General features: G+C 63.7%; 19 protein-coding genes. 9 read left to right on the forward strand and 10 right to left on the reverse strand.

Features of this window, described 5'->3' with window-relative positions; all coding sequences use genetic code 11:
• Positions 1 to 60: 60 nt before the first annotated feature.
• The 6 genes from pbpC (at position 61) to AC1DXN_RS18670 (ending at position 7,024) form a co-directional block, all read left to right on the forward strand.
• Entirely contained in the window at positions 61 to 2,151 is a 2,091-nt protein-coding gene (pbpC, locus tag AC1DXN_RS18645) for a penicillin-binding protein 1C (protein WP_477275097.1), read from the forward strand.
• A gap of 18 nt (positions 2,152 to 2,169) precedes the next feature.
• Positions 2,170 to 2,892, forward strand: a complete 723-nt coding sequence (locus tag AC1DXN_RS18650; protein ID WP_477275099.1) for a M15 family metallopeptidase — start codon at positions 2,170 to 2,172, stop codon at positions 2,890 to 2,892.
• Between the two features lie 242 nt (positions 2,893 to 3,134).
• Entirely contained in the window at positions 3,135 to 4,163 is a 1,029-nt protein-coding gene (locus AC1DXN_RS18655) for a sulfate ABC transporter substrate-binding protein (protein WP_477275101.1), read from the forward strand.
• A gap of 22 nt (positions 4,164 to 4,185) precedes the next feature.
• Positions 4,186 to 5,037 (forward strand): sulfate ABC transporter permease subunit CysT, encoded by an 852-nt coding sequence (gene cysT, locus AC1DXN_RS18660; protein ID WP_477275103.1) that lies wholly within the window; start codon positions 4,186 to 4,188, stop codon positions 5,035 to 5,037.
• Positions 5,030 to 5,914, forward strand: a complete 885-nt coding sequence (gene cysW / locus AC1DXN_RS18665) for a sulfate ABC transporter permease subunit CysW (RefSeq protein WP_477244459.1) — start codon at positions 5,030 to 5,032, stop codon at positions 5,912 to 5,914. The genes cysT and cysW overlap by 8 nt, the downstream gene beginning before the upstream one ends.
• Before the next feature lie 69 nt (positions 5,915 to 5,983).
• Positions 5,984 to 7,024, forward strand: a complete 1,041-nt coding sequence (locus tag AC1DXN_RS18670) for a sulfate/molybdate ABC transporter ATP-binding protein (protein WP_477275105.1) — start codon at positions 5,984 to 5,986, stop codon at positions 7,022 to 7,024.
• A gap of 14 nt (positions 7,025 to 7,038) precedes the next feature.
• On the opposite strand, the gene AC1DXN_RS18675 is transcribed toward AC1DXN_RS18670, so the two are convergent.
• Positions 7,039 to 7,437, reverse strand: coding sequence for a PIN domain-containing protein (locus AC1DXN_RS18675; RefSeq protein WP_477275107.1), 399 nt, complete (start codon positions 7,435 to 7,437; stop codon positions 7,039 to 7,041).
• On the reverse strand, positions 7,437 to 7,709 hold the full coding sequence (locus tag AC1DXN_RS18680; RefSeq protein WP_477275109.1) for an antitoxin: 273 nt from the start codon (positions 7,707 to 7,709) through the stop codon (positions 7,437 to 7,439). Before AC1DXN_RS18680 ends, AC1DXN_RS18675 begins: the two co-directional genes overlap by 1 nt.
• A gap of 217 nt (positions 7,710 to 7,926) precedes the next feature.
• Here AC1DXN_RS18680 and AC1DXN_RS18685 point away from each other — a divergent pair, with 217 nt between their 5' ends.
• On the forward strand, positions 7,927 to 8,913 hold the full coding sequence (locus tag AC1DXN_RS18685; RefSeq protein ID WP_477275111.1) for a sulfate ABC transporter substrate-binding protein: 987 nt from the start codon (positions 7,927 to 7,929) through the stop codon (positions 8,911 to 8,913).
• 255 nt (positions 8,914 to 9,168) lie between these two features.
• Positions 9,169 to 9,618, forward strand: a complete 450-nt coding sequence (locus AC1DXN_RS18690) for an RrF2 family transcriptional regulator (protein WP_013530871.1) — start codon at positions 9,169 to 9,171, stop codon at positions 9,616 to 9,618.
• A 65-nt stretch (positions 9,619 to 9,683) separates the two neighbouring features.
• Here AC1DXN_RS18690 and AC1DXN_RS18695 read toward each other — a convergent pair whose 3' ends face one another.
• Positions 9,684 to 11,168 carry an acyl--CoA ligase gene (locus AC1DXN_RS18695; RefSeq protein ID WP_477275382.1) on the reverse strand — a complete coding sequence of 495 codons (1,485 nt, stop codon included), beginning with the start codon at positions 11,166 to 11,168 and terminating at the stop codon, positions 9,684 to 9,686.
• Between the two features lie 214 nt (positions 11,169 to 11,382).
• On the opposite strand from AC1DXN_RS18695, the gene AC1DXN_RS18700 reads away from it, so the two are divergent.
• Positions 11,383 to 12,474, forward strand: coding sequence for a lysophospholipid acyltransferase family protein (locus tag AC1DXN_RS18700; RefSeq protein ID WP_477275113.1), 1,092 nt, complete (start codon positions 11,383 to 11,385; stop codon positions 12,472 to 12,474).
• On the opposite strand, the gene AC1DXN_RS18705 is transcribed toward AC1DXN_RS18700, so the two are convergent.
• The 7 genes from AC1DXN_RS18705 to AC1DXN_RS18735 all read right to left on the reverse strand — a co-directional run bounded on the left by AC1DXN_RS18705 (position 12,469) and on the right by AC1DXN_RS18735 (position 20,418).
• Positions 12,469 to 12,957, reverse strand: a complete 489-nt coding sequence (locus tag AC1DXN_RS18705) for a gluconokinase (protein ID WP_477275384.1) — start codon at positions 12,955 to 12,957, stop codon at positions 12,469 to 12,471. The two genes, AC1DXN_RS18700 and AC1DXN_RS18705, sit on opposite strands and share 6 nt — an antisense overlap.
• A 67-nt stretch (positions 12,958 to 13,024) precedes the next feature.
• Entirely contained in the window at positions 13,025 to 14,011 is a 987-nt protein-coding gene (locus AC1DXN_RS18710) for an ABC transporter permease (RefSeq protein ID WP_477244446.1), read from the reverse strand.
• Positions 14,008 to 14,988 (reverse strand): ABC transporter permease, encoded by a 981-nt coding sequence (locus tag AC1DXN_RS18715; RefSeq protein WP_477275115.1) that lies wholly within the window; start codon positions 14,986 to 14,988, stop codon positions 14,008 to 14,010. Before AC1DXN_RS18715 ends, AC1DXN_RS18710 begins: the two co-directional genes overlap by 4 nt.
• A complete protein-coding gene (locus AC1DXN_RS18720; protein WP_477275117.1) occupies positions 14,985 to 16,532 on the reverse strand; it encodes a sugar ABC transporter ATP-binding protein in 1,548 nt (515 codons plus the stop codon). The genes AC1DXN_RS18715 and AC1DXN_RS18720 overlap by 4 nt, the downstream gene beginning before the upstream one ends.
• Before the next feature lie 81 nt (positions 16,533 to 16,613).
• Positions 16,614 to 17,741 (reverse strand): sugar ABC transporter substrate-binding protein, encoded by a 1,128-nt coding sequence (locus AC1DXN_RS18725; protein ID WP_477275119.1) that lies wholly within the window; start codon positions 17,739 to 17,741, stop codon positions 16,614 to 16,616.
• 305 nt (positions 17,742 to 18,046) lie between these two features.
• A complete protein-coding gene (gene gntR / locus AC1DXN_RS18730) occupies positions 18,047 to 19,075 on the reverse strand; it encodes an HTH-type transcriptional regulator GntR (protein ID WP_477275120.1) in 1,029 nt (342 codons plus the stop codon).
• Positions 19,076 to 19,245: 170 nt separating this feature from the next.
• The gene (locus AC1DXN_RS18735) at positions 19,246 to 20,418 is read right to left on the reverse strand and encodes an MFS transporter (RefSeq protein ID WP_477275386.1); all 1,173 of its coding nucleotides are present in this window, start codon (positions 20,416 to 20,418) and stop codon (positions 19,246 to 19,248) included.
• Positions 20,419 to 20,539 lie beyond the last annotated feature (121 nt).

The following is a 20,539-nucleotide window of genomic DNA, read 5'->3' on the forward strand; positions in this document are numbered from 1 at the left end:
CCCCTTCTCCCCGTCGCTAAACGGGGAGAAGGTGCCGGCAGGCGGATGAGGGGCAGCGCCATGCTTTCCAGAAAATTCCTTCGCCGAACAGCTATCGCGACCGCAGCTAGCGCCGGCCTGCTGGCCGTCTCTGTCGTCACCCTCTGGCAACTCGACCGCGCCTTTCCGCCGCCGCTGCCAGCCGAGCTTACAGTGTCGACCGAAGTGCAGGATCGCGACGGCCAGCTGTTGCGGGCCTTCGCCACGCCGGACGGCTACTGGCGGCTTGAAACCCGCCTCGACCAGGTCGACAAGCAGTTCATCGACATGCTGGTCACCTATGAGGACAAGCGCTTCTGGGACCATGAAGGCGTCGACGTGCTGGCGCTGGCCCGCGCTGCCGGACAGTTCGCGACCAGCGGCCATATCGTCTCCGGCGGCTCGACGCTGTCGATGCAGCTCGCCCGGCTGATCGAACCGCGCGAAAGCCGCAGCCTCGGCTCCAAGATCAAGCAGATGCTCCGCGCCGTCCAGATCGAGCGGCGGCTGTCCAAGCGCGAGATCCTCGAACGCTACCTGACGCTTGCGCCCTATGGCGGCAATCTCGAAGGCGTGCGTGCCGCCTCGCTCGCCTATTTCGGCAAGGAGCCGAAGCGGCTGACGGTTTCGGAGGCCGCCTTGCTCGTTGCGCTGCCGCAACTGCCCGAGAAACGCCGCCCCGACCGCAACCTCGAAATCGCCCACGCCGCTCGCGACCGGGTTCTGACCCGCATGGTCTCGGCAGGCCTGCTTGGCGAACGCGAGGCGGCGCGTGCCGCGCTCGACGATGTCTCGGGCCTGCGCCGCAAATTGCCGGCGCTGGCGGCGCACGCCGCCTATGCCATGCTGCCCAAGGCTGTTGCCGGCAAGCCGCTGCAACTGACGATCCGCAAAAGCGTGCAGGAAGGGCTGGAACAGGTGGCCAAGGACGCCGCCAGCAAGCTCGGCCCTCGCCTCTCCGTCGCCATGGTGCTGGCCGATGCCCGCACCGGCGACATACTGGGCGAAGTCGGCTCGGCCGATTTCTTCGACGCCAGCCGCTCCGGCTGGATCGACATGACCAGGATCATCCGCTCACCCGGCTCGACGCTGAAGCCGTTCATCTATGGGCTGGCCTTCGAGCAGGGACTGGTGGCGCAGGAAATGTTGATCGAGGATAGCCCGGTCGATTTCGGGGGCTACCGGCCGAAGAATTTCGACATGGGCTACCAAGGCGATGTCAGCATCCGGCAGGCGCTGCAACTGTCGCTCAACGTGCCGGCGATCCGCGTGCTCGACGCGGTCGGCCCGGCGCGGCTGACGGCGCGGTTCCGCCAGGCCGGCGTCAATCCCGTTCTGCCGATCAACGAGGCGCCGGGCCTGGCCATCGGCCTTGGCGGCGTCGGGGTGACGCTGCGCGATCTCGTCCAGCTCTATGCCGGGCTTGCCAATGGCGGCAAGGCGCACACGCTGCATGACGGCACCGAGCCGCCCAATGCCGAACGCACCACCGCCACCATCCTCGACGATCAGGCCACCTGGCAGATCACCGACATCTTGTCGGGCGTGAAGCCGCCGGAGGGTGCTGCCCAGCGCGGCATCGCCTACAAGACCGGGACGTCCTATGGCTATCGTGATGCCTGGTCGGTCGGTTTCGATGGCCGCTATGTGCTCGGCGTCTGGGTTGGCCGCGCCGATGCCGGCGCGGTGCCCGGCCTGTCCGGCTATGTCTCGGCCGCCCCCATCCTGTTCGAAGGCTTCGTCCGTTCGGGCCTCGCCGCGGTGCCGCTGCCCAGCCAGCCGGCCGGCGTCAACAGGCCCAAGCGCGAGGACCTGCCAGTGACGTTGGCGCGCTTCGGCGCCGGCGCCGACGGGCTGGTGCAGGCGACACCGACCGAGCCGGCGCCGACGATCATCTTTCCGCCTGACGGCGCCCGCGTCGATCTCGCCACCAACTCGGCCGACGCCTCGCCACTGGTGCTGAAGCTGCAAGGCGGCCGTGCGCCGTTTCGCTGGCTGGCCAACGGCAAGCCGCTCACCGGCATCGACCGGAGGCGCACTGCCACCTGGCTGCCGGATGGCGCCGGTTATTCGACGCTGACCGTGATCGATGCGGTGGGACGCGCGGCGAGCGTGAAAGTGTTCGTCGAGTGAAGGTGTTCGTTGAATAGAATGCGGCAGGTGATTCATGGCATTGCGTTTTGCGCCCTGCTGCCGCTGACTTTCGCCCTGCCCGCAAGCGCCGACGCCCTCCCCGCCGGCTTTGTCCGCCTCGCCGATGTCGATGCCACCATCCGGCAGGACATCCGCTATGCCGGCCTCGAAAACTTCCTGCACCGCAAGGCCAGCGGCTACGAAGCTCCCGTGTGCATCCTGACTAGGCCAGCGGCGGAAGCGCTGTCGGGTGTGCAGAAGGCCATCGCCGCCGAGGGGCTGACGCTGGTCGTCTTCGACTGCTATCGCCCGGCACGCGCCGTCGCCGATATGGGGGCTTGGACCAAGGCCGGCGGACCGGCCGACCCGCAATGGTATCCCTCGGTCAAGCGCAAGGACCTCATCGCCAAGGGCTATATCGGCGAACTGTCCACCCATTCGCGCGGCTCGACCGTCGATGTCGCCATCGCCCGAACCGATGCCAGGAGCGCGCCAAAACCAGCCTGCGGTGTATCAGATGCCGACACGCTCGATTTCGGCACTGGTTTCGACTGTTTCGACCCGATGAGCGAAACGGCGCACCGTCCGCTTGCCGGGGAAGCGGCGGCCAACCGCAAGCGGCTTGTCGAAGCGATGCGCGCCGGTGGTTTCAAAAACTATGCGCGCGAATGGTGGCATTTCACGCTGGAAAACGAGCCGTTTCCAAAGCAGCGCTTCGATTTTCCTGTCACTGCCAAGTGAGCCTTCGGCCGCTGTGTCGGCAAAGTTCGCCCGATTCCCTGCGGCCATTGCCGAAGCGCGACCCGTTTCTAGTTAGATCGCTGATGAGCACGGAATCCTCGCGATGGCGGCGCGAGGAAAATATTTCCTCATGAGGCTGAGGATCGGCGAAAAATTGCTTCAATGGGGCAAAAAAGGCAACATTGAATGCATCTAATTTCTATCAATTCGCTAGAGTTCGGCCGTTATCAACGGAGGCGGAAATGACCAAACCTCATTTCAGGAAACTGCTCGGCGCGCTGGTCGTCACATCGGTTCTATCAGGCACGCTCGGTTTCGCGTTTGCCGATACCACCATTCTGAACGTGTCCTATGACCCGACACGCGAACTCTACAAGGCCTATGACGAGGCCTTCGTCACCCACTGGAAGGCCGAGACCGGCGAGACGGTCACCATCCAGCAGTCGCATGGCGGATCGGGCGCACAGGCCCGCGCCGTGATCGACGGCCTCGACGCCGATGTGGTGACGCTGGCGCTCGAAGGCGACATCAACGCCATCGTCAACAAGTCGAAGAAGATCAATCCGGATTGGCGCACCAAATTCGAGAACAATTCGGCCCCCTACACCTCGACCATCATCTTCCTGGTTCGCAAGGGCAACCCGAAGGGCATTCACGATTGGAACGACCTGATCAAGGATGGCGTCCAGGTGATCACGCCGAACCCGAAGACCTCGGGCGGCGCGCGCTGGAACTATCTCGCTGCCTGGGCCTATGCCAATGCCAATGATGGCGGCGACGAGGCCAAGACCAAGGAATTCGTCGGCAATCTCTACGCCCATGCCCCGGTGCTCGACACCGGCGCGCGCGGCTCGACTGTCACCTTCGCGCAAAAAGGCCTCGGCGACGTGCTGATAGGCTGGGAAAACGACGCCTATCTGGCGCTGAACGAATTCGGCGCCGACAATTTCGAGATCGTCTATCCCCCGACATCGATCCTGGCCGAGCCGCCGGTGGCGATCGTCGACGCCAATGTCGACGCCAAGGGCACGCGCAACGTCGCCGAAGCCTATCTCGGCTGGCTCTATTCCAAGGAAGGGCAGACGATCATCGCCAAGAACCACTATCGTCCGGCCAAGCCCGAGTTGGTGGCAGCGGAGGATCTCCCCAAGACACCCGATATCAAGCTGATCTCCATCGACGATCCGCTTTTCGGCGGCTGGAAGAAGGCACAGCCTTATCATTTCGGCGACGGTGGTATATTCGACCAGATCTATAAGCCGGCCCAGTGAGCTAAATCTAGATCAGGACGATATGACCACAGCACCCGCGCAGGCGGGGTGGCGGTTCAGACAGCCGAGTGTCATTCCGGGTTTCGGACTGACGCTCGGCTTCTCGCTTGCCTACCTCACCCTCATCATCCTCATTCCCTTGTCCGGGCTGGTCTGGCGCTCGGCCGCCCTTGGCTGGGTTGAATTCTGGGCCATTGCCACCGACCGCCGCACCCTCAACGCGCTGGAGATCAGCTTCGGCACCGCCTTCCTCGCGGCTGGCGTCAATGTCGTCTTCGGCACACTGGTCGCCTGGGTGCTGGTGCGCTACCGCTTTCCTGGCCGGCGCATTGTCGACGCCATGGTCGACCTGCCCTTCGCGCTGCCGACGGCCGTGGCCGGCATTGCGTTGACCACGCTCTACGCGCCGAATGGCTGGATCGGCCACCTTTTGATGCCGCTCGGCATCAAGGTCGCCTATACGCCGCTCGGCATCGTCATCGCGCTGGTTTTCATCGGCCTGCCCTTCGTCGTGCGCACCGTGCAGCCGATCATGGAGGAGATCGACAAGGAGGTTGAGGAAGCAGCAGCCACGCTTGGCGCCAGCCGCTTCCAGATCATCACCCGCATCCTGTTTCCGGGCCTGGCGCCGGCCATCATCACCGGCTTTTCGCTGGCCTTCGCGCGCGGCGTCGGCGAATACGGCTCGGTCATCTTTATCGCTGGCAATCTGCCCTACAAATCCGAGATCGCGCCGCTTTTGATCGTCATCCGGCTGGAGGAATACAACTACCCGGCGGCGACCGCGATTGCGGCGATCATGCTCTTGCTGTCGTTCGTCATGCTTTTGATCGTCAACCTCGCCCAGTCATGGAGCCGCAAGCGCTATGGCTGATCCCGAAATCAAATCCTACGAGCCGCATCACGAGAGCCAGTCGGCGGCGGTCACCGAAAGCCGCCCGGCGCAAATCGTGCTGATGGCCATCGCCTTCACCTTCCTCGGCGTCTTCCTGCTGTTGCCGCTGATCATCGTCTTCCACGAGGCCCTGGCCAAAGGCGTTTCTGCCTATACGGAAGCGCTGGGCGATGCCGACGCTCGCTCGGCGATCCGCCTGACGCTGCTGGTGGCTGCCATCTCGGTGCCGCTCAACGTCGTCTTCGGCATTTCCGCCGCCTGGGCGATCGCCAAGTTCGAGTTCAAGGGCAAGGCCTTCCTGACCACGCTGATCGACCTGCCATTCTCGGTGTCGCCGGTCATTTCTGGATTGGTCTATGTGCTTTTGTTCGGCGCTCAAGGCCTGCTCGGTGGGTGGCTGAAGGCGCACGGCATCGCCATCCTGTTTGCTGTGCCCGGCATCGTTCTGGCCACCGTGTTCGTCACCTTCCCCTTCGTCGCACGCGAATTGATCCCGCTGATGCAGGAACAGGGCAATGGCGACGAGGAGGCAGCGCTTTCGCTCGGCGCCAATGGGTGGCAGACCTTCTGGTATGTGACGCTGCCCAACGTCAAATGGGGGCTGCTCTACGGCGTGCTGCTGTGCAATGCCCGCGCCATGGGCGAATTCGGCGCCGTCTCGGTGGTGTCAGGTCACATACGCGGCCTGACCAACACCATGCCGCTTCATGTCGAAATCCTCTATAACGAGTACAACGCCGTCGGCGCCTTTGCCGTCGCTTCGCTGCTTGCCGGCCTGGCGTTGGTTACTCTGGTCTTGAAAACACTGCTCGAGATGCGCTACGGCGCCGAGATCGCCGCGACGCGCGGGCATTAGATGCATGTCGCCCAAAAGTGTGAAGCGGTTTTGGGATAACGACATGCATCCACTACAAAGGGACGGTTGATGGAAGTTCGCGTTGCCAACGTGCGCAAGGAGTTTGACCGGTTCCCGGCTCTCCACGACGTGTCGCTTGACATCAAGTCCGGTGAGTTGATCGCGCTGCTGGGGCCTTCCGGCTCCGGCAAGACGACGCTGCTCAGGCTGATCGCCGGGCTGGAGCGGCCGACGCGGGGAAAAATCTTCTTCGGCGAGGAGGATGCCTCGCAGAAGTCGATCCAGGAGCGCAATGTCGGCTTCGTCTTCCAGCACTATGCGCTGTTTAGGCATATGACGGTCGCCGACAATATCGGTTTCGGCCTGAAGGTCCGGCACGGGCCGACACGGCCGCCGGCACAGGAAATACGCCGACGCGCCACCGAGCTTCTCGACCTGGTCCAGCTTTCCGGCCTGGAAAAGCGCTACCCGGCGCAGCTTTCGGGCGGCCAGCGCCAGCGCGTGGCGCTTGCCCGCGCCATGGCGATCGAGCCCAGGGTGCTGTTGCTCGACGAGCCGTTCGGCGCACTCGACGCCCAAGTGCGCCGGGAACTGCGCCGCTGGCTGCGTGAGATCCACGACGCCACCGGCCACACCACCGTCTTCGTCACCCACGACCAGGAAGAAGCGCTGGAGCTTGCCGACCGTGTCGTGGTGATGAGCCAGGGCCGCATCGAGCAGGTCGGCTCTGCAGACGAGATCTACGACACGCCGAACTCCCCCTTCGTCTATGGCTTCATCGGCGAGTCGAGCTCACTTCCGGTCAAGGTCGAGAATGGCGAGGTCTGGATCGCCGACCGGCCGATCGGGCTGTCCGCACCGCATGCGTCTTCAGGCGACGCATTGCTGTTCTTCCGCCCGCACGATGTCGAGTTGGTGGACGGCTGCAGCGGCTGCATTGCCGGCACCGTCGCCGCCAGCCGCCGCGTCGCCGGCACCAGACGGGTGGAACTCGAAATCGGCGGCGAGCGCCAGCGGGTCGAGATCGAACTGCCGGTCGACCATCCGGCGGCACAGAAGAGCCGGGTGGCGTTCCGCCCCAAGCGCTGGAAGCTTTTTCCGGCTGCTTGATCCTCGATCGGGCGCTATTCCAACCAGTTCTCGACCTTCAGGCTTTTGATCCGGTTGAACTCTCCGGTGTTGGCCGTCACCAGAGTAGTTCCCAATGCGCGAGCGTGGGCAGCAATAAAAAGGTCATTGTGGCCAATGATCTGACCCGCCGCCTCCAACCCGGCGCGAAGTGCGCCGTATTCGGCATCCACCGGCACATCAAGCGGCAAGACAGGAATTTCAGCCAGCAACTCTTCAACCTTCTTGAGCAGCTTGGCTGATCCTTTCCTGGCGCAGCCATATCGCAGTTCCGAGGCAACCACGATGCTGGTGCACACGGCGGCGTCTCCCTCACGCGCCATTGCCCTTGCGGCTTTGCCGGTCGGGTTTCGGATCATGTCGCTGATAATGTTGGTGTCCAGCATGAACCGCATCAGAAAATTTCCTCCGGTTCGATAGGCGCATCGTTGATCTCGAGAAAGTCGTCTTCAGGACCGAGTGGCGGCTCTTTCGCCCATAGGGCGAGCAGTGCCGTGAGACCAGGTTTGCGCACCGGCTCGATGATCAGGCGGTCGCCTTCCCGGCTGATCAAGACCTTGTCGCCAGGAAACTCGAACTCGACAGGAATGCGCACTGCCTGGCTGCGATTATTGCGGAACAGCTTCGCCTCCTTCGGCGGCGTTGTTGAATGGCGGTGCTGAGGCATGGTGCGATTCCTTTGTATATGCCAATTGTATATGCCATTCGATGCCGCGATGCAAGGCACCAGAACTTCGCCTGGAACGAAATCCTAGCAGCCGGCTGTTTCGGCAATATCTTTTCTCGCAACGCGGCCGCGAAGCCGCGGTGCGTGCCTCGTCGCGCATGTCGCGACACGGCTATGGTCGAGTGATAAAACGCATTGCATCCGGAGCCTTGTTTTCATGAAGCGATTTTTCCTTCACGTCGCCACCGTCGCCGGCCTGCTCCTCGCATCCTCCCAAGCCTGGTCGGCCGACAAATTGCTGAACGCCTCCTATGATGTCGGCCGCGAACTGTTCGCGCAGGTGAACAAGGCTTTCATCGCCGGGCACCCCGGCGTCAGCATCGACCAGTCGCATGCCGGGACGTCGGCGCAGGCACGCGCCATCGCCGAAGGCCTCGGCGCCGATGTCGTCACATTCAACCAGGTCACCGACATCGACTTCCTGGTCAAGAAGGGTCTTGTTTCCGCCGACTGGCAGAAGGATTTTCCCGACGACGCCTCGCCCTTCTACTCACTGCCTTCGTTCCTCGTCCGCGCGGGCAACCCCAAGCACATCAAGGACTGGAACGATCTCGTGCGCGACGACGTGCAGGTGATTTTCCCCAATCCGAAAACCTCGGGCAATGCGCGCTACACCTATCTGGCGGCCACCGCCTACGCCAAGGAAGCCTTCAAGGGCGACGACGCCAAGGTGAAGGAATTCATCACCAAGCTGTTCAACAACGTGCCGATCTTCGACACCGGCGGCCGCGCCGCCACCACCACCTTCGTGCAGCGCGAGATCGGCGACGTGCTGATCACCTTCGAGTCGGAGACACGCGGCATCCGCAAGGAGTATCGCGACGACAAGTTCGAGCAGGTGACGCCCTCGGTCAGCCTGCTCGCCGAGTTCCCGGTGGCGATCGTCGACAAGGTCGCCGACGAGCATGGCACCCGCGATCTGGCCAAGACCTATCTCGATTTCCTCTATACGCCGGAAGGCCAGGACATCATCGCCCAGAACGGCAACCGGGTCCGCGACGCGGCTGTCGCCGCCAAGTACAAGGACCAGTTTCCCGATGTCCGCCTGCTGACGGTGCAGGATGTCTTCGGCGGCTGGGACAAGGTGCAAAAGGAGCATTTCGCCGCCGGCGGGCTGCTCGACCAGACCTATGGCAGCCGCTAGAAATCACCACCATCTCATCTGAACAAGAAAGCCGGCGAGTAGCCGGCTTTCTTCGTTTCAGCGGTCCGAATTGCTGTTTCCACTGAGTTTCGCGGCCCTGCCGTCCAAAACGTTACGAAGAATCAACGCGTTTGTGCCTAACCTGCCATTGGGCGGCTTGTTTCGCGAAATGGCGTCGCGCGGCGAAAACGTCATCATTTGCACACAAACAGTCGCCAGATGCGGGTGGTTGGGGCTTCATGGGTTGATCAGGGCATGCTGACGAAAAAAGGCAAATACGGCCTCAAGGCCCTCGTGCATCTGTCTGGTCTGCCGGCCGGCCAACTGGCCTTCGTCAACGACATCGCTGTCGCCAACAACATTCCGAAGAAATTCCTCGATGCCATTCTGGGCGAGTTGCGTAACGCCGGCTTCGTCCAGAGCCGCAAGGGCAAGGAAGGTGGCTACCGCCTCGCCCGCCCGGCCTCCGAGATCAAGATCGGCCACGTCGTGCGCGTCCTTGACGGGCCGCTGGCGCCGATCCCGTGCGCCAGCCGCACCCAATACCAGCGCTGCGAGGATTGCGACGAGGCGACCTGCCAGGTCCGCCACATGATGCTGGAAGTGCGCCAGGCCATCGCCGAGGTGCTCGACAACCGTAGCCTCGCCGCCATGCGCGACGCCGACAACGACGATTTTCCGGTCGAGTTGACGTCGCAAATCTAGAGCATGATCCCGAAAAGTGGGAGCCGGTTTTCGGACGAGATCATGCTCCAATAAGAATAGTCTGCTCAAACGAGACCGAGCTTGCCGGCTAGTCCGACCCGCTGGATCTTGCCTGTGGGACCCTTGGGGATTTCCTGCAGGAACAGGATGTGGCGCGGCACCTTGAACTCGACGATGCGGCTGCGTGCGAAATCGCGGATCTGCTCGGCATCGGCAGTAGCGCCCTCTTCCAGCACGATGGCTGCGCCGACCTCTTCGCCGAGCATGGCATGCGGCACGGCGAAGGTCACCGCTTGCGCCACCAGCGGATGATCGAGCAGCACGTTGTCGACCTCGAGCGGCGAGATTTTTTCGCCGCCGCGATTGATGATTTCCTTGAGCCGTCCGGTGATTTTCAGATCGCCGTCTTCATCGACCAGACCCTGGTCGCCGGTGCGGAACCAGCCATCGGTGAAGGCGGCCGCGTTGGCCTCGGCATTGTTCAGATAGCCGTCATGGATGTTGACGCCGCGCACCACGATCTCGCCTTTTTCACCAGCCGGCAGGATCTTGCCCCTGTCGTCCATGATCGTCACCTCGGGGCCGGCCGGCAGGCCGACGGAGCCCGGTTTGCGACGCGCCGGTGGCAGGCCGTTCGAGGTCATCTGGTGCGCCGCTTCGGTCATGCCATAGGCCTCGATGACGGGACAGGAGAAGACGCGCTCAAGGTCGCGGAACACGACATCGGGCAGTGCCGCCGAGGACGAGCGGATGAAGCGCAGCCGCGCCGCCTCGATGATGTCGCCGTTGCGGGCAGCGCGCACCAGGATCGCCTGATGCATGGTCGGCACCGCGCTGTACCAGCTCGGCCGGAATTCGGCGAGCCAGCCGAAGAATTTGAGCGCGTTGAAGCCCGGCGTGCAGACAACGGCGCCACCGACCGCGAGTTGCGCGCCGAGTGCCGCCATCAGCCCGTGTATATGGAAAAGCGGCATCACGTTGAGACAAATATCGTCGGCCGACAGCGCCAGCGTCCGCGCTATGTTGGTCATTGAGGCATGCAAATTGCGCTGCCGCAGGCCGACGATCTTCGGCCGTGCCGTGGTTCCCGAAGTGTGCAGGACGAGCGCGAGATCATCCGGGCCATTGAGCCGCGCTTCGCTGGAGCCCATAAGCTCGGCATCGCCCGAAAGAATAAATTCACCGGCCGCGACAGCTTCAGCCGCGACAATGTCGAGCACCGGAATGCCAAGCGACTTTGCGGCAACGCGCGCGGCCTCGCCCACACCTTGGCCACATAGCAGAAGCTTCACATCGAGATCGGAGAGATAGAAGCGAAATTCCTCTTCGCCGTAAGCCGGATTGAGCGGAGCTGCCACCGCCAGGGCGGAGACCGCCAGGAAACACGCCGCCATTTCCGGGCCGTTGGGCAAGACGATGCCGACGGCCGTGCCGCAGCGCACGCCGCGCCGCGCGAAATCCCTGCACAGTTGATCGACATAGGCGGCGAGGTCGGCAAAGCTCAGGGGCGGCTGGTCGGGCGCCATGAGCGCGATCGCCGCCGGCGGCATTGGCGCCAGCGGCGGAAGCGCCACCGACAGGGCCTGTTCCACGCTCGAACCTTGAATGGCTATCACAATGGTTCCATCGGCGCCCAATTGCGCGCCCGTGGCAGACGCAGTAAAGCGATTTTCGGACACGCGCAAGAACAGGCTGGACACTGATCGGATGAGGTTGCCGTGGTTCGGAAAATCCAGGGGAGCCTGCCGCAAACCGTCATCCGCCGTGGGCTACCATTCTGAAATCATCGCTGATGTTCTGGTGCCGGAAAGCGCCGAGTCTGTCCGGTTTTTCAGCCGCAAGATCGTCAAACCCGCAAGGCTGCGCCGCTTTTCAAACAGGGATTTCCGCGAGAGCCTGTTGTTTGCCTTCTATCTCGGTGTCGCCGCTACACTGCCCGTCAATTGGTGGGCACCGATCTGCGGCTGGGTGTCCAGGCTTCGCCAGAAGCGCCATGTCAGCAAGGATTTTTCGCGCTACGAACCGTCGACCCGCGCCGTGCTTGGCGACGGCATCGATGCGCAAGAACTGTTCAGCGCCATGCTTGCCGCACTTCACCGTCGACGCCTGCTTTTTGCCGCGCATCTGGTCGGCATCGGCTGGTCGCCGGCCATCCGCCTCGAGGGTCTCGAAGGTGTTCGGGAGGCGCTGAAGCGCGGCCACGGCGCCATCATCTGGTGCGATCAGTTCACAGCCCAGACAATCATCGGCAAGCGCGCGCTGCACGAGGCCGGCGTCGAGGCCCATCAGGTAAGCGTCCGCTTCCACGGCATCTCCGAGACGACATTCGGCTTGCGTTTTCTCAATCCGCCCATGGTCAGGGTCGAGAACCGTTTCCTGAAAAGCCGCGTCGTGTTCGATCGCAGCGACGCCTATCAGGTGACCATGCGCATGCAGAAGATCCTCAGGGAGAACGGCGTTGTCCTGATGACCAACAACATCCATGCCGGCTCGACATTCGCGGAAGTGGCCCTTGGGGAAAGCGGCTGGACGCATCTGGCCTCGGCGCCGGCAAATTTCGCCGCCAGAGGCGGGGCAGCGCTGTTTGCCATGTCCACCTTCGAGACGGTCCCCTTTCGCCAATACCGCGCCGTCATCAGCCCGGAATTGCTGCCGACGGCAGCGAGGCCGGCATCGATTGCCAACGGCGCCAAGAACATCGAGCTTCAGGCGCACTACATCCTGCTCAAGCGCGACCGCCTGTTTGAGGCCCTCAAGCTTCATCCCGAGCAGATGATGGTATGGTCCGGCCAGGACCGGCTCAGCGAGCGACCCGACAATGCCGGGCCTGACGATGGTGCCGGCGCATCCTCATGAAACCACGCTGCCAAGCAGGCTCACAGCCTCAGTGACGAGTTTGGCCACCGGACGCGTTCCATCGAGGGTCAAGGCCCGCTCCTCGGAAGTTGGCGCTTCGAGTATGGCGAACTGGCTGTCGACCAGGCTTGCCGGCATGAAATGCCCCTTGCGGCTAGCGACGCGCCGCTTGGCCGTCGCCGGGTCGATCTCCAGATAGACGAAGACGATGTGCTGGCAAAAACCGCGCAGACGCTCGCGATAGCTGCGTTTCAGGGCCGAGCAGGCGGCGACCACGCCCTGCCCGCTGCCGGCCGACGCCGCGATCTCTCGGCCGATGGCATCGAGCCAGCCTTGGCGCAACGCATCGGTCAGCGGCTCGCCGCTCGCCATGCGCGCGACATTCTCGGGCGGGTGCAGCCTGTCACCTTCGGCAAAAATGGCACCGAGCGCCGCGGCCAAAGCGTTGCCGACCACCGATTTGCCACAGCCGGCGACGCCCATGACCACGATGGCAAGTCCCGGCTGGACACTGCTGGCTCGGGATGCCGCCGCTTCGTCCACGATCGGATTAGCGGCTTGCCGGCGCGCGGCCGTAGAGCAGCAGCATGGCGACGATGACGACGCCATAAATGATCTGCCGTCCGGCCTCCGGCATCTGCATGACGGAAAGGATCGACTGCAGCAGCGTGATCAGGATGACGCCGGCGACGGTGCCGAGATAGGAACCGCGCCCGCCGAGGATCGAGGTGCCGCCCAGCACCACCGCGGCGATCGACGGCAACAGATAGGCATCGCCCATCGATTGCGCCGCCTTGGAGGCGTAGCCGGCCAGCAGCACCCCGCCAAAGGCGGAGAGCCCGCCGGAAACCGCGAAGGCGATCATCACCACGCGCCGCGTGTCGATGCCGGAGAGATAGGCAGCGCGCTCGCGATTGCCGATGCCATAGACGCTGCGGCCGAAGCTGGTGCGGGTCAGCACGAAGACCATCGCAGCCCCGATCAGCGCCCAGATGACGACGGCATTGGGCACACCCGGAATGGCAAAGCCAGTCGCCAGGTAGCGCATCGCGCCGGTCGCCGAATCCTGCGGCGAGAACCCGCCGGTGTAGACCACCATCAGCCCTTGCGCGACGGCGTTGGTGGCCAGCGTGATGATCATCGAGGGAATGCGCAGATACGCAACGCCGATACCATTGACGATGCCGATCGCGACGCCGCAGAAAATGCCGAACGGGATCGCCAACGCGACGCCAGCCGGCCCGAAGGCCGCCATCGCACTGGCCATCATGGCGCCCACCGCCACCGACCATGGCACCGACAGGTCGATCTGGCCAAGCAGGATGACCAGCATCATGCCGGTGGCGATGACGCCGAGAAACGACGCCACTTTGAGCTGCTGCAAGAGATATTCCGGCGACAGGAAACTGCGCGAATAGAGACTGCCGAGGAACAGTAGCAGAACGATGCAAGCAAAGGCCGTCAGCACCGCCGGATCGGCACGGCGGATGAATTTCGGCATACGGCCAGCAATTCCGCCCAATGTCGTCTCGCTCACAGGAACCACTCCAGCCGGTTGCGGACCCTGAACAGGGCGAAGGCGCCGAGGCTGACCGCGATCAGCAGGATAACGCCCTGGAACAGCGGCTGCCAGAGCGGATCGAAATCGAAAACGAAGAGCAGGTCGCCGATGGTGCGGAAAGCCAGCGCGCCGAAGATCGCGCCGATGGCGCTGCCCTTGCCGCCGAACAGCGAGACGCCGCCGAGCACGACGGCGGCGATCGAGAACAACGTATAGGCATTGCCGCTGGCATAGGCCGCGTCACCCGTATAGGTGAAGAACGTCAGAAACAGCCCGCCGATCGCGGCAAGCAGCCCGGCCAGCGCATAGGCGGCGAACTTGCCGCGCCGGATCGGTACGCCGGACATGTAGGCCGCCATCTCGGACGAGCCCGCAGCATAGGCTGCGCGGCCAAGTACCGAGCGGCTGAACGGCACCCAGACGACCAGCACCACGGCCAGCAGCGCCACCAGGCTGGCCGGCACCACGCCGAAGAGGCGCCCGGTCAATGCGTCGGCCAGGTCCTCGTTGACCGAGCCGCCGGGGAATGGCCTGAGCAGCAGCGCGATGCCGAAATAGACAGCACCTGTGGCGATCGTGGCGACGATCGGCTGCAGCCGTCCATAGATGACGATGGCGCCGTTGATCGCCCCGCACAGCAGCCCGGTGCCGAGCACGGCGATAACCCCGAAGGCGGTCTCGATGCCGGTTCCGACAACCAGCCACGAGGCCAGGCAATTGGTCAGCGTGAAGATCATGCCGACGGAAAGGTCGATGCCGGCGGTGATCACCACCAGCGTCTGCGCCATCGCCACGAAGGCGAGCAGCACGCCCTTGTTCGAGGCTGTCTGCACGACGTTGGCGGTGAAGCCGGCCGGATGGTTCGCGGTGTAGATGACGAACATGACGATGAAAATGCCGAGCGCCAGCAGCGTTCCGCGCTGCTCGGCCAGCCAGTAGCGCCAATCCTTCACGCGTCCGCTCCCAAGCTCACAGGGCTCTCCTCGCCATGAATGTTGAGCGCGCTTGATATCAATGCCCGCTCGGTGATCTCGACGCCGACCAGCTCGCGCTTGACCGCCCCGTCATAGAGCACCAGCACCCGATCGCAGCAGCCGATCAATTCGTCATAGTCGGTCGAATAAAACAGGATCGCCGCGCCCGCATCAGCCAGCTTGCGCATCAGCTGATAGAGCTCCTGCTTGGTGCCGACATCGATGCCGCGCGTCGGATCGTTGAGCAGGATGATGCGCGGCTGCCGCATCAGCCATTTGGCGATGACCACCTTCTGCTGGTTGCCTCCGGACAATGCGCCGACCGGAATGTCGAGGCCTGCCGTCTTGATCGCCAGCAGTCCCACCATGTCGTCGATCAGCCGCTGTTCGGCGGCGCGGTCGATGATGCCGGCTTTTGCCAGCCGGTCGAGCGCGGCGAAGGAAAGGTTCTCGCGCACCGTCATCGGCAGCATCAGGCCTTCCGTCTTGCGGTCTTCCGGGATCAGCGCCATGCCGACCCCGTCATGGCGCGCAGCGGCGGGGCTGGCGATCGCCACCGGCTTGCCGTCTATGAGGATCTGACCGGACAGACCGCGCAGCACGCCGAAGAAGGCAAGCAGCAATTCGCGCTGGCCCTGGCCGTCGAGGCCGCCAAGACCGACCACCTCGCCTGCCCCGACCGTCAGCGAGACATTGTCCAGCCGGTCGGTCCAGGACAGCTGGCGCGCCTCCAGCACCGGAACGGCGGCAGCTGCGGTGCGTGCGGGCTTCGGCGGGAAAATATGGCTGTATTCGCGCCCGATCATCAGCTCGACGACTTCATTGTCGCTCTTTGTGCCCGCCGCGTAACTGGCGACATTGCGGCCGTTGCGGAACACCGTGCACTGGTCGGCGAGTTCGGCGATCTCGTTCATGCGGTGCGAGATGTAGAGCAGCGCCAGCCCTTCGGAGCGCAGCCGCTTCAGCACGCCGAAGATCTTGGCGACGTCGGTCGCGGTCAGTGCCGAGGTCGCCTCGTCGAGGATCAGGATGCGCGGCTTGCGTGCCAGCGCCTTGGCGATCTCGACCATCTGTCTTCTTGAAAGGGGAAGATCCTTGACCAGCGCCAGCGGATGGATGTCGGCGGCGCCCGCGCGCGCCAACGCTTCCTCGGCGATGCGGCGCTGCACCTTGCGATCGATCATGCCGAACCGCGTCGGCGGGTCGGAAATGACGATGTTGTCGGCGACGCTGAGTTCGGGGACCAGCGACAGCTCCTGGAAGATGCAGACGATGCCGGCCTTGTTTGCGGCACCAGGCGAAGCGAACGTCACCTCGCTGCCATCCAGCATCATGCGGCCTTCGTCGGGGGCAACGACGCCCGCCATGACCTTGATCAGCGTCGACTTGCCGGCGCCGTTTTCGCCGAGGATGCCGTGAATGCTGCCGGATGAGACCGAAAGCTCGGCCTTCTCCAGCGCCCGCACACCACCATAGCGCTTGGATATGCCTTCCATCCGGAAGAGCGGAACCGCACCGTCCATCGGCCCTCCCGAGGCACTTTGACGACTAAGGAAATCGAACGGTCGGCGCCGCGGGAAATCCCGCGGCGCCTTGTGTGCTGCCTACTGGTCCGCCTTGGTCTGACCCATGATTTCCTGCGCGGTAAAATTGATGCCGCAGGTCGGGAAGGAATTGCCGACGAAGAAATTGTCGGACTGGTCGGGGAAATAATCCTGACCTTCCTTGAAGTTCGGATCCTCGACGATCGCCAGCGGCAGCTTGACCGATTGCGGGACGACCTGCCCCTCGAGTGCTGCGATCGCCGTCTTGATGGCAACCGCCACCTGGGCCGGGCCGGTGCCGGCGGACGAGCATTTCAGCCCATCTGCCGCATGCGCCGCGCAGAACTTGCGGAAGCCATTCTCGGTTTCGCCGCCGAACGGCACGAACGGATGCTTGGCGTCGATCATCGCCTGCACGATGCCGGTGTCGCCGCCCTGGCCGGTGATGCCGACGAAGGGGCCGTTGGTGGCAATCGCGTCAGCGGTGACCTTCTGCGCCGTCGGGTCGTCCCACTTGCCGGCGACTTCGGTGACGTCCCATTTCTTGCCGGAAGCGTCGAAGGCTTCATGGATGCCATTGTGGCGGTCGGTATCGACCGACGTGCCGGCAACGCCGCGCACTTCAAGGATCTTGCCGCCATCGGGGATGTGGCTGATCAGCCATTTGCCCCAAAGTTCGCCAAGGCCCTTCTGGTCGACATTGACGTTGATGGCGTCCTTGGTGTCGAGAATGTTGTCGAAGGCGACCAGCACGACGCCGGCTTCCTTGGCGCGCTTGATGACCGGCGCGAAAGCGGTTGGGTTCTGCGCGTTGACGACAATGGCGTCATAGCCGGAATCGATGAAGTTGTTGATCGCCGAAATCTGCGCCGGCACGTCCTCGCCGGTCGACACCACCTTGAATTCCTTCAGCTTGGCGGCGACGTCCTTTTGCGCTGCATAAGCCTTGGCAGTCTGGATCATCTGGATGCGCCAGGTGTTGGCGATATAGCCATTGGCGAGCGCGATCCGGTATGGGCCATCCTTTTTGGGAAACTTGAAGAACTGCGTATCTGCGGCCCAGGGCGCGAAGCAGTCCGCCTCGGCGGCTGGTCCACTGACCACTTCAGGTCCGGCGGCCATTGCGGCCGAATTGAGCATGACGAATGCAGTGGCGGCAACGATGCCACCAACGAGTGACTTGATCATCGATATTCCTCCCAGTTGCAGTTCTGATTGTTGTTAGCTGCTGTGACGTCTCGCGCGCGTCAGGCCTGGCACCTCCTGCCTTGCTCTACCGCGCCTTTCGGTGGCCGAACGCCGCCCCGATCCCCTCCCCTTGCTCTCCCGTCAGCGCCGGAAAAACTATCATATTATCCATAATAAACAAGTGTGAGGTGTCGCTTATATATAATAAACAGATTTTACTATTTGTTATAAGCATCTCCCGCCGGAAATGGTAGCGCTACCATTACGCAGTGTAAAGCGTCATTCGCACAGTGGCGAATGCGCGTTCAACGGTCGGTGCTCTCGCGGCGCTTGAGCTCGAAACCCAGATCGACGACCCGCTCTTGCGGCCTTTTGCCGGCGATGGCCGCGAGCGCCATGGCAACCGAGCGCCGGCCGATTTCGTAGCGGTGGGTGCGGATGCTGGTGATCGATGGAAAGGCCGCCTGCATCATGTCGAGATCGTTGAAGCCGACGATGCCGATCGTCTTCGGCACGGCGATGGAGGCGCGGTGGCATTCGAACAGCACACCGAGCGCGATATCGTCATTGTTGCAGAACACCCCGTCGAGCGTCGGCATCTTGGCCAGCGCGTCGCGAAACAGTTCGCGCCCGAGCGTCACGCTGGACAGCAACGGCGTGGTGGTGACCAGCCGTGGGTCGAACAGGCCGGCGGCGTCCATCGCCGCGCGATAGCCGGCGAGGCGCCGCTGCGAACGTGGGTCCATGCGCGCGCCGATGAAGCCGATGCGGCGGTAACCCGTCTCGATCAGGTGCTCTGTTGCCGCCCGCCCGCCGTCGAAATGCGAGAAGCCGACCAGCATGTCGACGGGATCGGGTCCGGTCTCCATCACCTGCACCACCGGACAGCCGGCGCTCTCCAGCAGTTTTCGCGAGGTTGGCGTCTGGTCGATGCCGGCCACGATCAATGCGGCCGGGCGCTGCGACCCGAACAGCTGCAGCAGGCGCTCTTCCTCGAGGCCGGAATAGTGGGTGTTGCCGAGCTGGATGCGGAACGGGCCGTCCGACAGGCTGTCGTAGATGCCGCGCACCACCTCGGCAAAGACGTTGTTGGTGAGCGACGGCACCAGCACGCCAAACACATCGGCCCGTGCCGAGGCCAGCGCCCGCGCATTCGGGTCGGGGACATAGCCGAGTTCGTCGACGGCGGCCTGGATCAGCTTGCGCAGATCCTCGGAGACCCGCTCCGGCTCACGCAAGGCGCGCGACACGGTGATGGCGCCGACGCCGGCCTTGCGCGCCACATCGGCAATGGTTGGGCGGCCGCCGCCGCGGCGCGAGCGCGGCTTGATCACCGCCTCGATCCCGGCGCCGCGCCTTTGCCGGCGCCCGATCGGAAAATCACGTTCATTGCCACTGTCGCCATGCCGAACCGGCCTGTTGCCGGACCCACTCGTCGTCTGGCGTCGCGCAGCGTTGCGCCATTGTCAAGCGAACGCACGGCAGCCCCGTCCGCCAGCCGGCTTCAGGCCATCACCAACGCGCTGCGCCGCGCCTTCCACAGCACCAGCACCATCGCCGCGATGTTCAACAGGTTCCAGGCGATGCCGTTGAGAAAGGCCGCCGCATAGGAGCCGGTCAGGTCGTAGATCCAGCCCGACATCCAGCCGCCGATCGCCATGCCGAGGATGGTCGCCATCATGACGGTGCCGATGCGCTGGCCGGCTTCCTTGGCCGGCAGGTATTCGCGCACGATGATGGCATAGCAAGGCACGATGCCGCCTTGCGACAGGCCGAACACCAGCGACACGACATAGAGCGAGGCAAGCCCGTCGAACGGGATGTAAAACAGCAGCGACAGGCATTGCAGCACGGAACCGATAAGCAATGTTTTCACGCCGCCGATGCGGTCGGCGACAAAACCGGAGGCGAGCCGGCTGACAACGCCCGCCGCCATCATGATCGACAGCATGTCGGCACCATGCGCGATGCCGTAGCCAAGATCCATGCAATAGGCGACGATGTGCACCTGCGGCATCGACATCGCCACGCAGCAGCCGAGACCGGCGACGACCAGCAGCATTTGCAGTGCCGCCGGCGAGATGGAAATCGGCTGCACAGCCCGGCTTCCAGGCGAACCGGCCGCTGCCGCGTCCGGAGCACGGCGCCGAAGCAAAAGCACCAGCGGTATCATCGTGACCAGACAGAAGACGCCGATGGCGGCATAGGTGAAGCGCCAGCCTTCCGTCTTGATCAGCGTCGGCATGATGGTTGGCCACAGTGCTCCGGCGAGGTAATTGCCAGCCGCTGCCGCCGTGACAGCGACGCCGCGTCGACGATTGAACCAATGCGAAATGTCGGCGATCAGCGGTCCAAAGATCACCGATGAGCCGAGACCGATCAGCACCCCCTGGGCAAGGGTGAATTGCAGGATCGACGTCGACGCCGCCGCGAGCAGCAGTCCGGCGGCGAGTGCGACCGAGGAGATCAGCGCCGGGATCCAATAGCCCATGCGATCGATCGCACGGCCGACCAGTACGTTGCCGGCGGCAAAGCCCACCATGGTTGCGGTGTAGGGCATCGATGCCGCGGCGCGGTCAACGCCGAACTCGGCCTGCACGGCCGGCAGCACCACGACCACGGCCCACATGCCGACCGCGCCGATCGTCGCCAGCAGCATCGAGATGGCGAGACGCATCCAGGCATAGGAGCTGTCTATGCCGGGGGTGCTCGCCTGGTTGGCGACGATTGGGGTCAAGGCGTTTCCTGTCCGCGGTTCTGGAAGTCGACCAGCACCACTATCGGCGCATTCGCGGCGA

This window comes from Mesorhizobium sp. P2_H9, from assembly GCF_056403215.1.

Excerpts from the sequence above, each read along its gene's own strand:
- AC1DXN_RS18725 (WP_477275119.1), bottom strand. The coding sequence starts at position 17,741 with ATGATCAAGTCACTCGTTGGTGGCATCGTTGCCGCCACTGCATTCGTC.
- AC1DXN_RS18695 (WP_477275382.1), bottom strand. The coding sequence starts at position 11,168 with ATGCCGCCGGCGGCGATCGCGCTCATGGCGCCCGACCAGCCGCCCCTG.
- AC1DXN_RS18685 (WP_477275111.1), top strand. The coding sequence starts at position 7,927 with ATGAAGCGATTTTTCCTTCACGTCGCCACCGTCGCCGGCCTGCTCCTC.
- AC1DXN_RS18675 (WP_477275107.1), bottom strand. The coding sequence starts at position 7,437 with ATGCGGTTCATGCTGGACACCAACATTATCAGCGACATGATCCGAAAC.
- AC1DXN_RS18650 (WP_477275099.1), top strand. The coding sequence starts at position 2,170 with ATGCGGCAGGTGATTCATGGCATTGCGTTTTGCGCCCTGCTGCCGCTG.
- AC1DXN_RS18690 (WP_013530871.1), top strand. The coding sequence starts at position 9,169 with ATGCTGACGAAAAAAGGCAAATACGGCCTCAAGGCCCTCGTGCATCTG.
- pbpC (WP_477275097.1), top strand. The coding sequence starts at position 61 with ATGCTTTCCAGAAAATTCCTTCGCCGAACAGCTATCGCGACCGCAGCT.
- cysT (WP_477275103.1), top strand. The coding sequence starts at position 4,186 with ATGACCACAGCACCCGCGCAGGCGGGGTGGCGGTTCAGACAGCCGAGT.
- AC1DXN_RS18670 (WP_477275105.1), top strand. The coding sequence starts at position 5,984 with ATGGAAGTTCGCGTTGCCAACGTGCGCAAGGAGTTTGACCGGTTCCCG.
- AC1DXN_RS18720 (WP_477275117.1), bottom strand. The coding sequence starts at position 16,532 with ATGGACGGTGCGGTTCCGCTCTTCCGGATGGAAGGCATATCCAAGCGC.
- AC1DXN_RS18705 (WP_477275384.1), bottom strand. The coding sequence starts at position 12,957 with ATGGGCGTCGCCGGCTGTGGCAAATCGGTGGTCGGCAACGCTTTGGCC.
- AC1DXN_RS18680 (WP_477275109.1), bottom strand. The coding sequence starts at position 7,709 with ATGCCTCAGCACCGCCATTCAACAACGCCGCCGAAGGAGGCGAAGCTG.
- cysW (WP_477244459.1), top strand. The coding sequence starts at position 5,030 with ATGGCTGATCCCGAAATCAAATCCTACGAGCCGCATCACGAGAGCCAG.
- AC1DXN_RS18735 (WP_477275386.1), bottom strand. The coding sequence starts at position 20,418 with ATGCGTCTCGCCATCTCGATGCTGCTGGCGACGATCGGCGCGGTCGGC.
- AC1DXN_RS18655 (WP_477275101.1), top strand. The coding sequence starts at position 3,135 with ATGACCAAACCTCATTTCAGGAAACTGCTCGGCGCGCTGGTCGTCACA.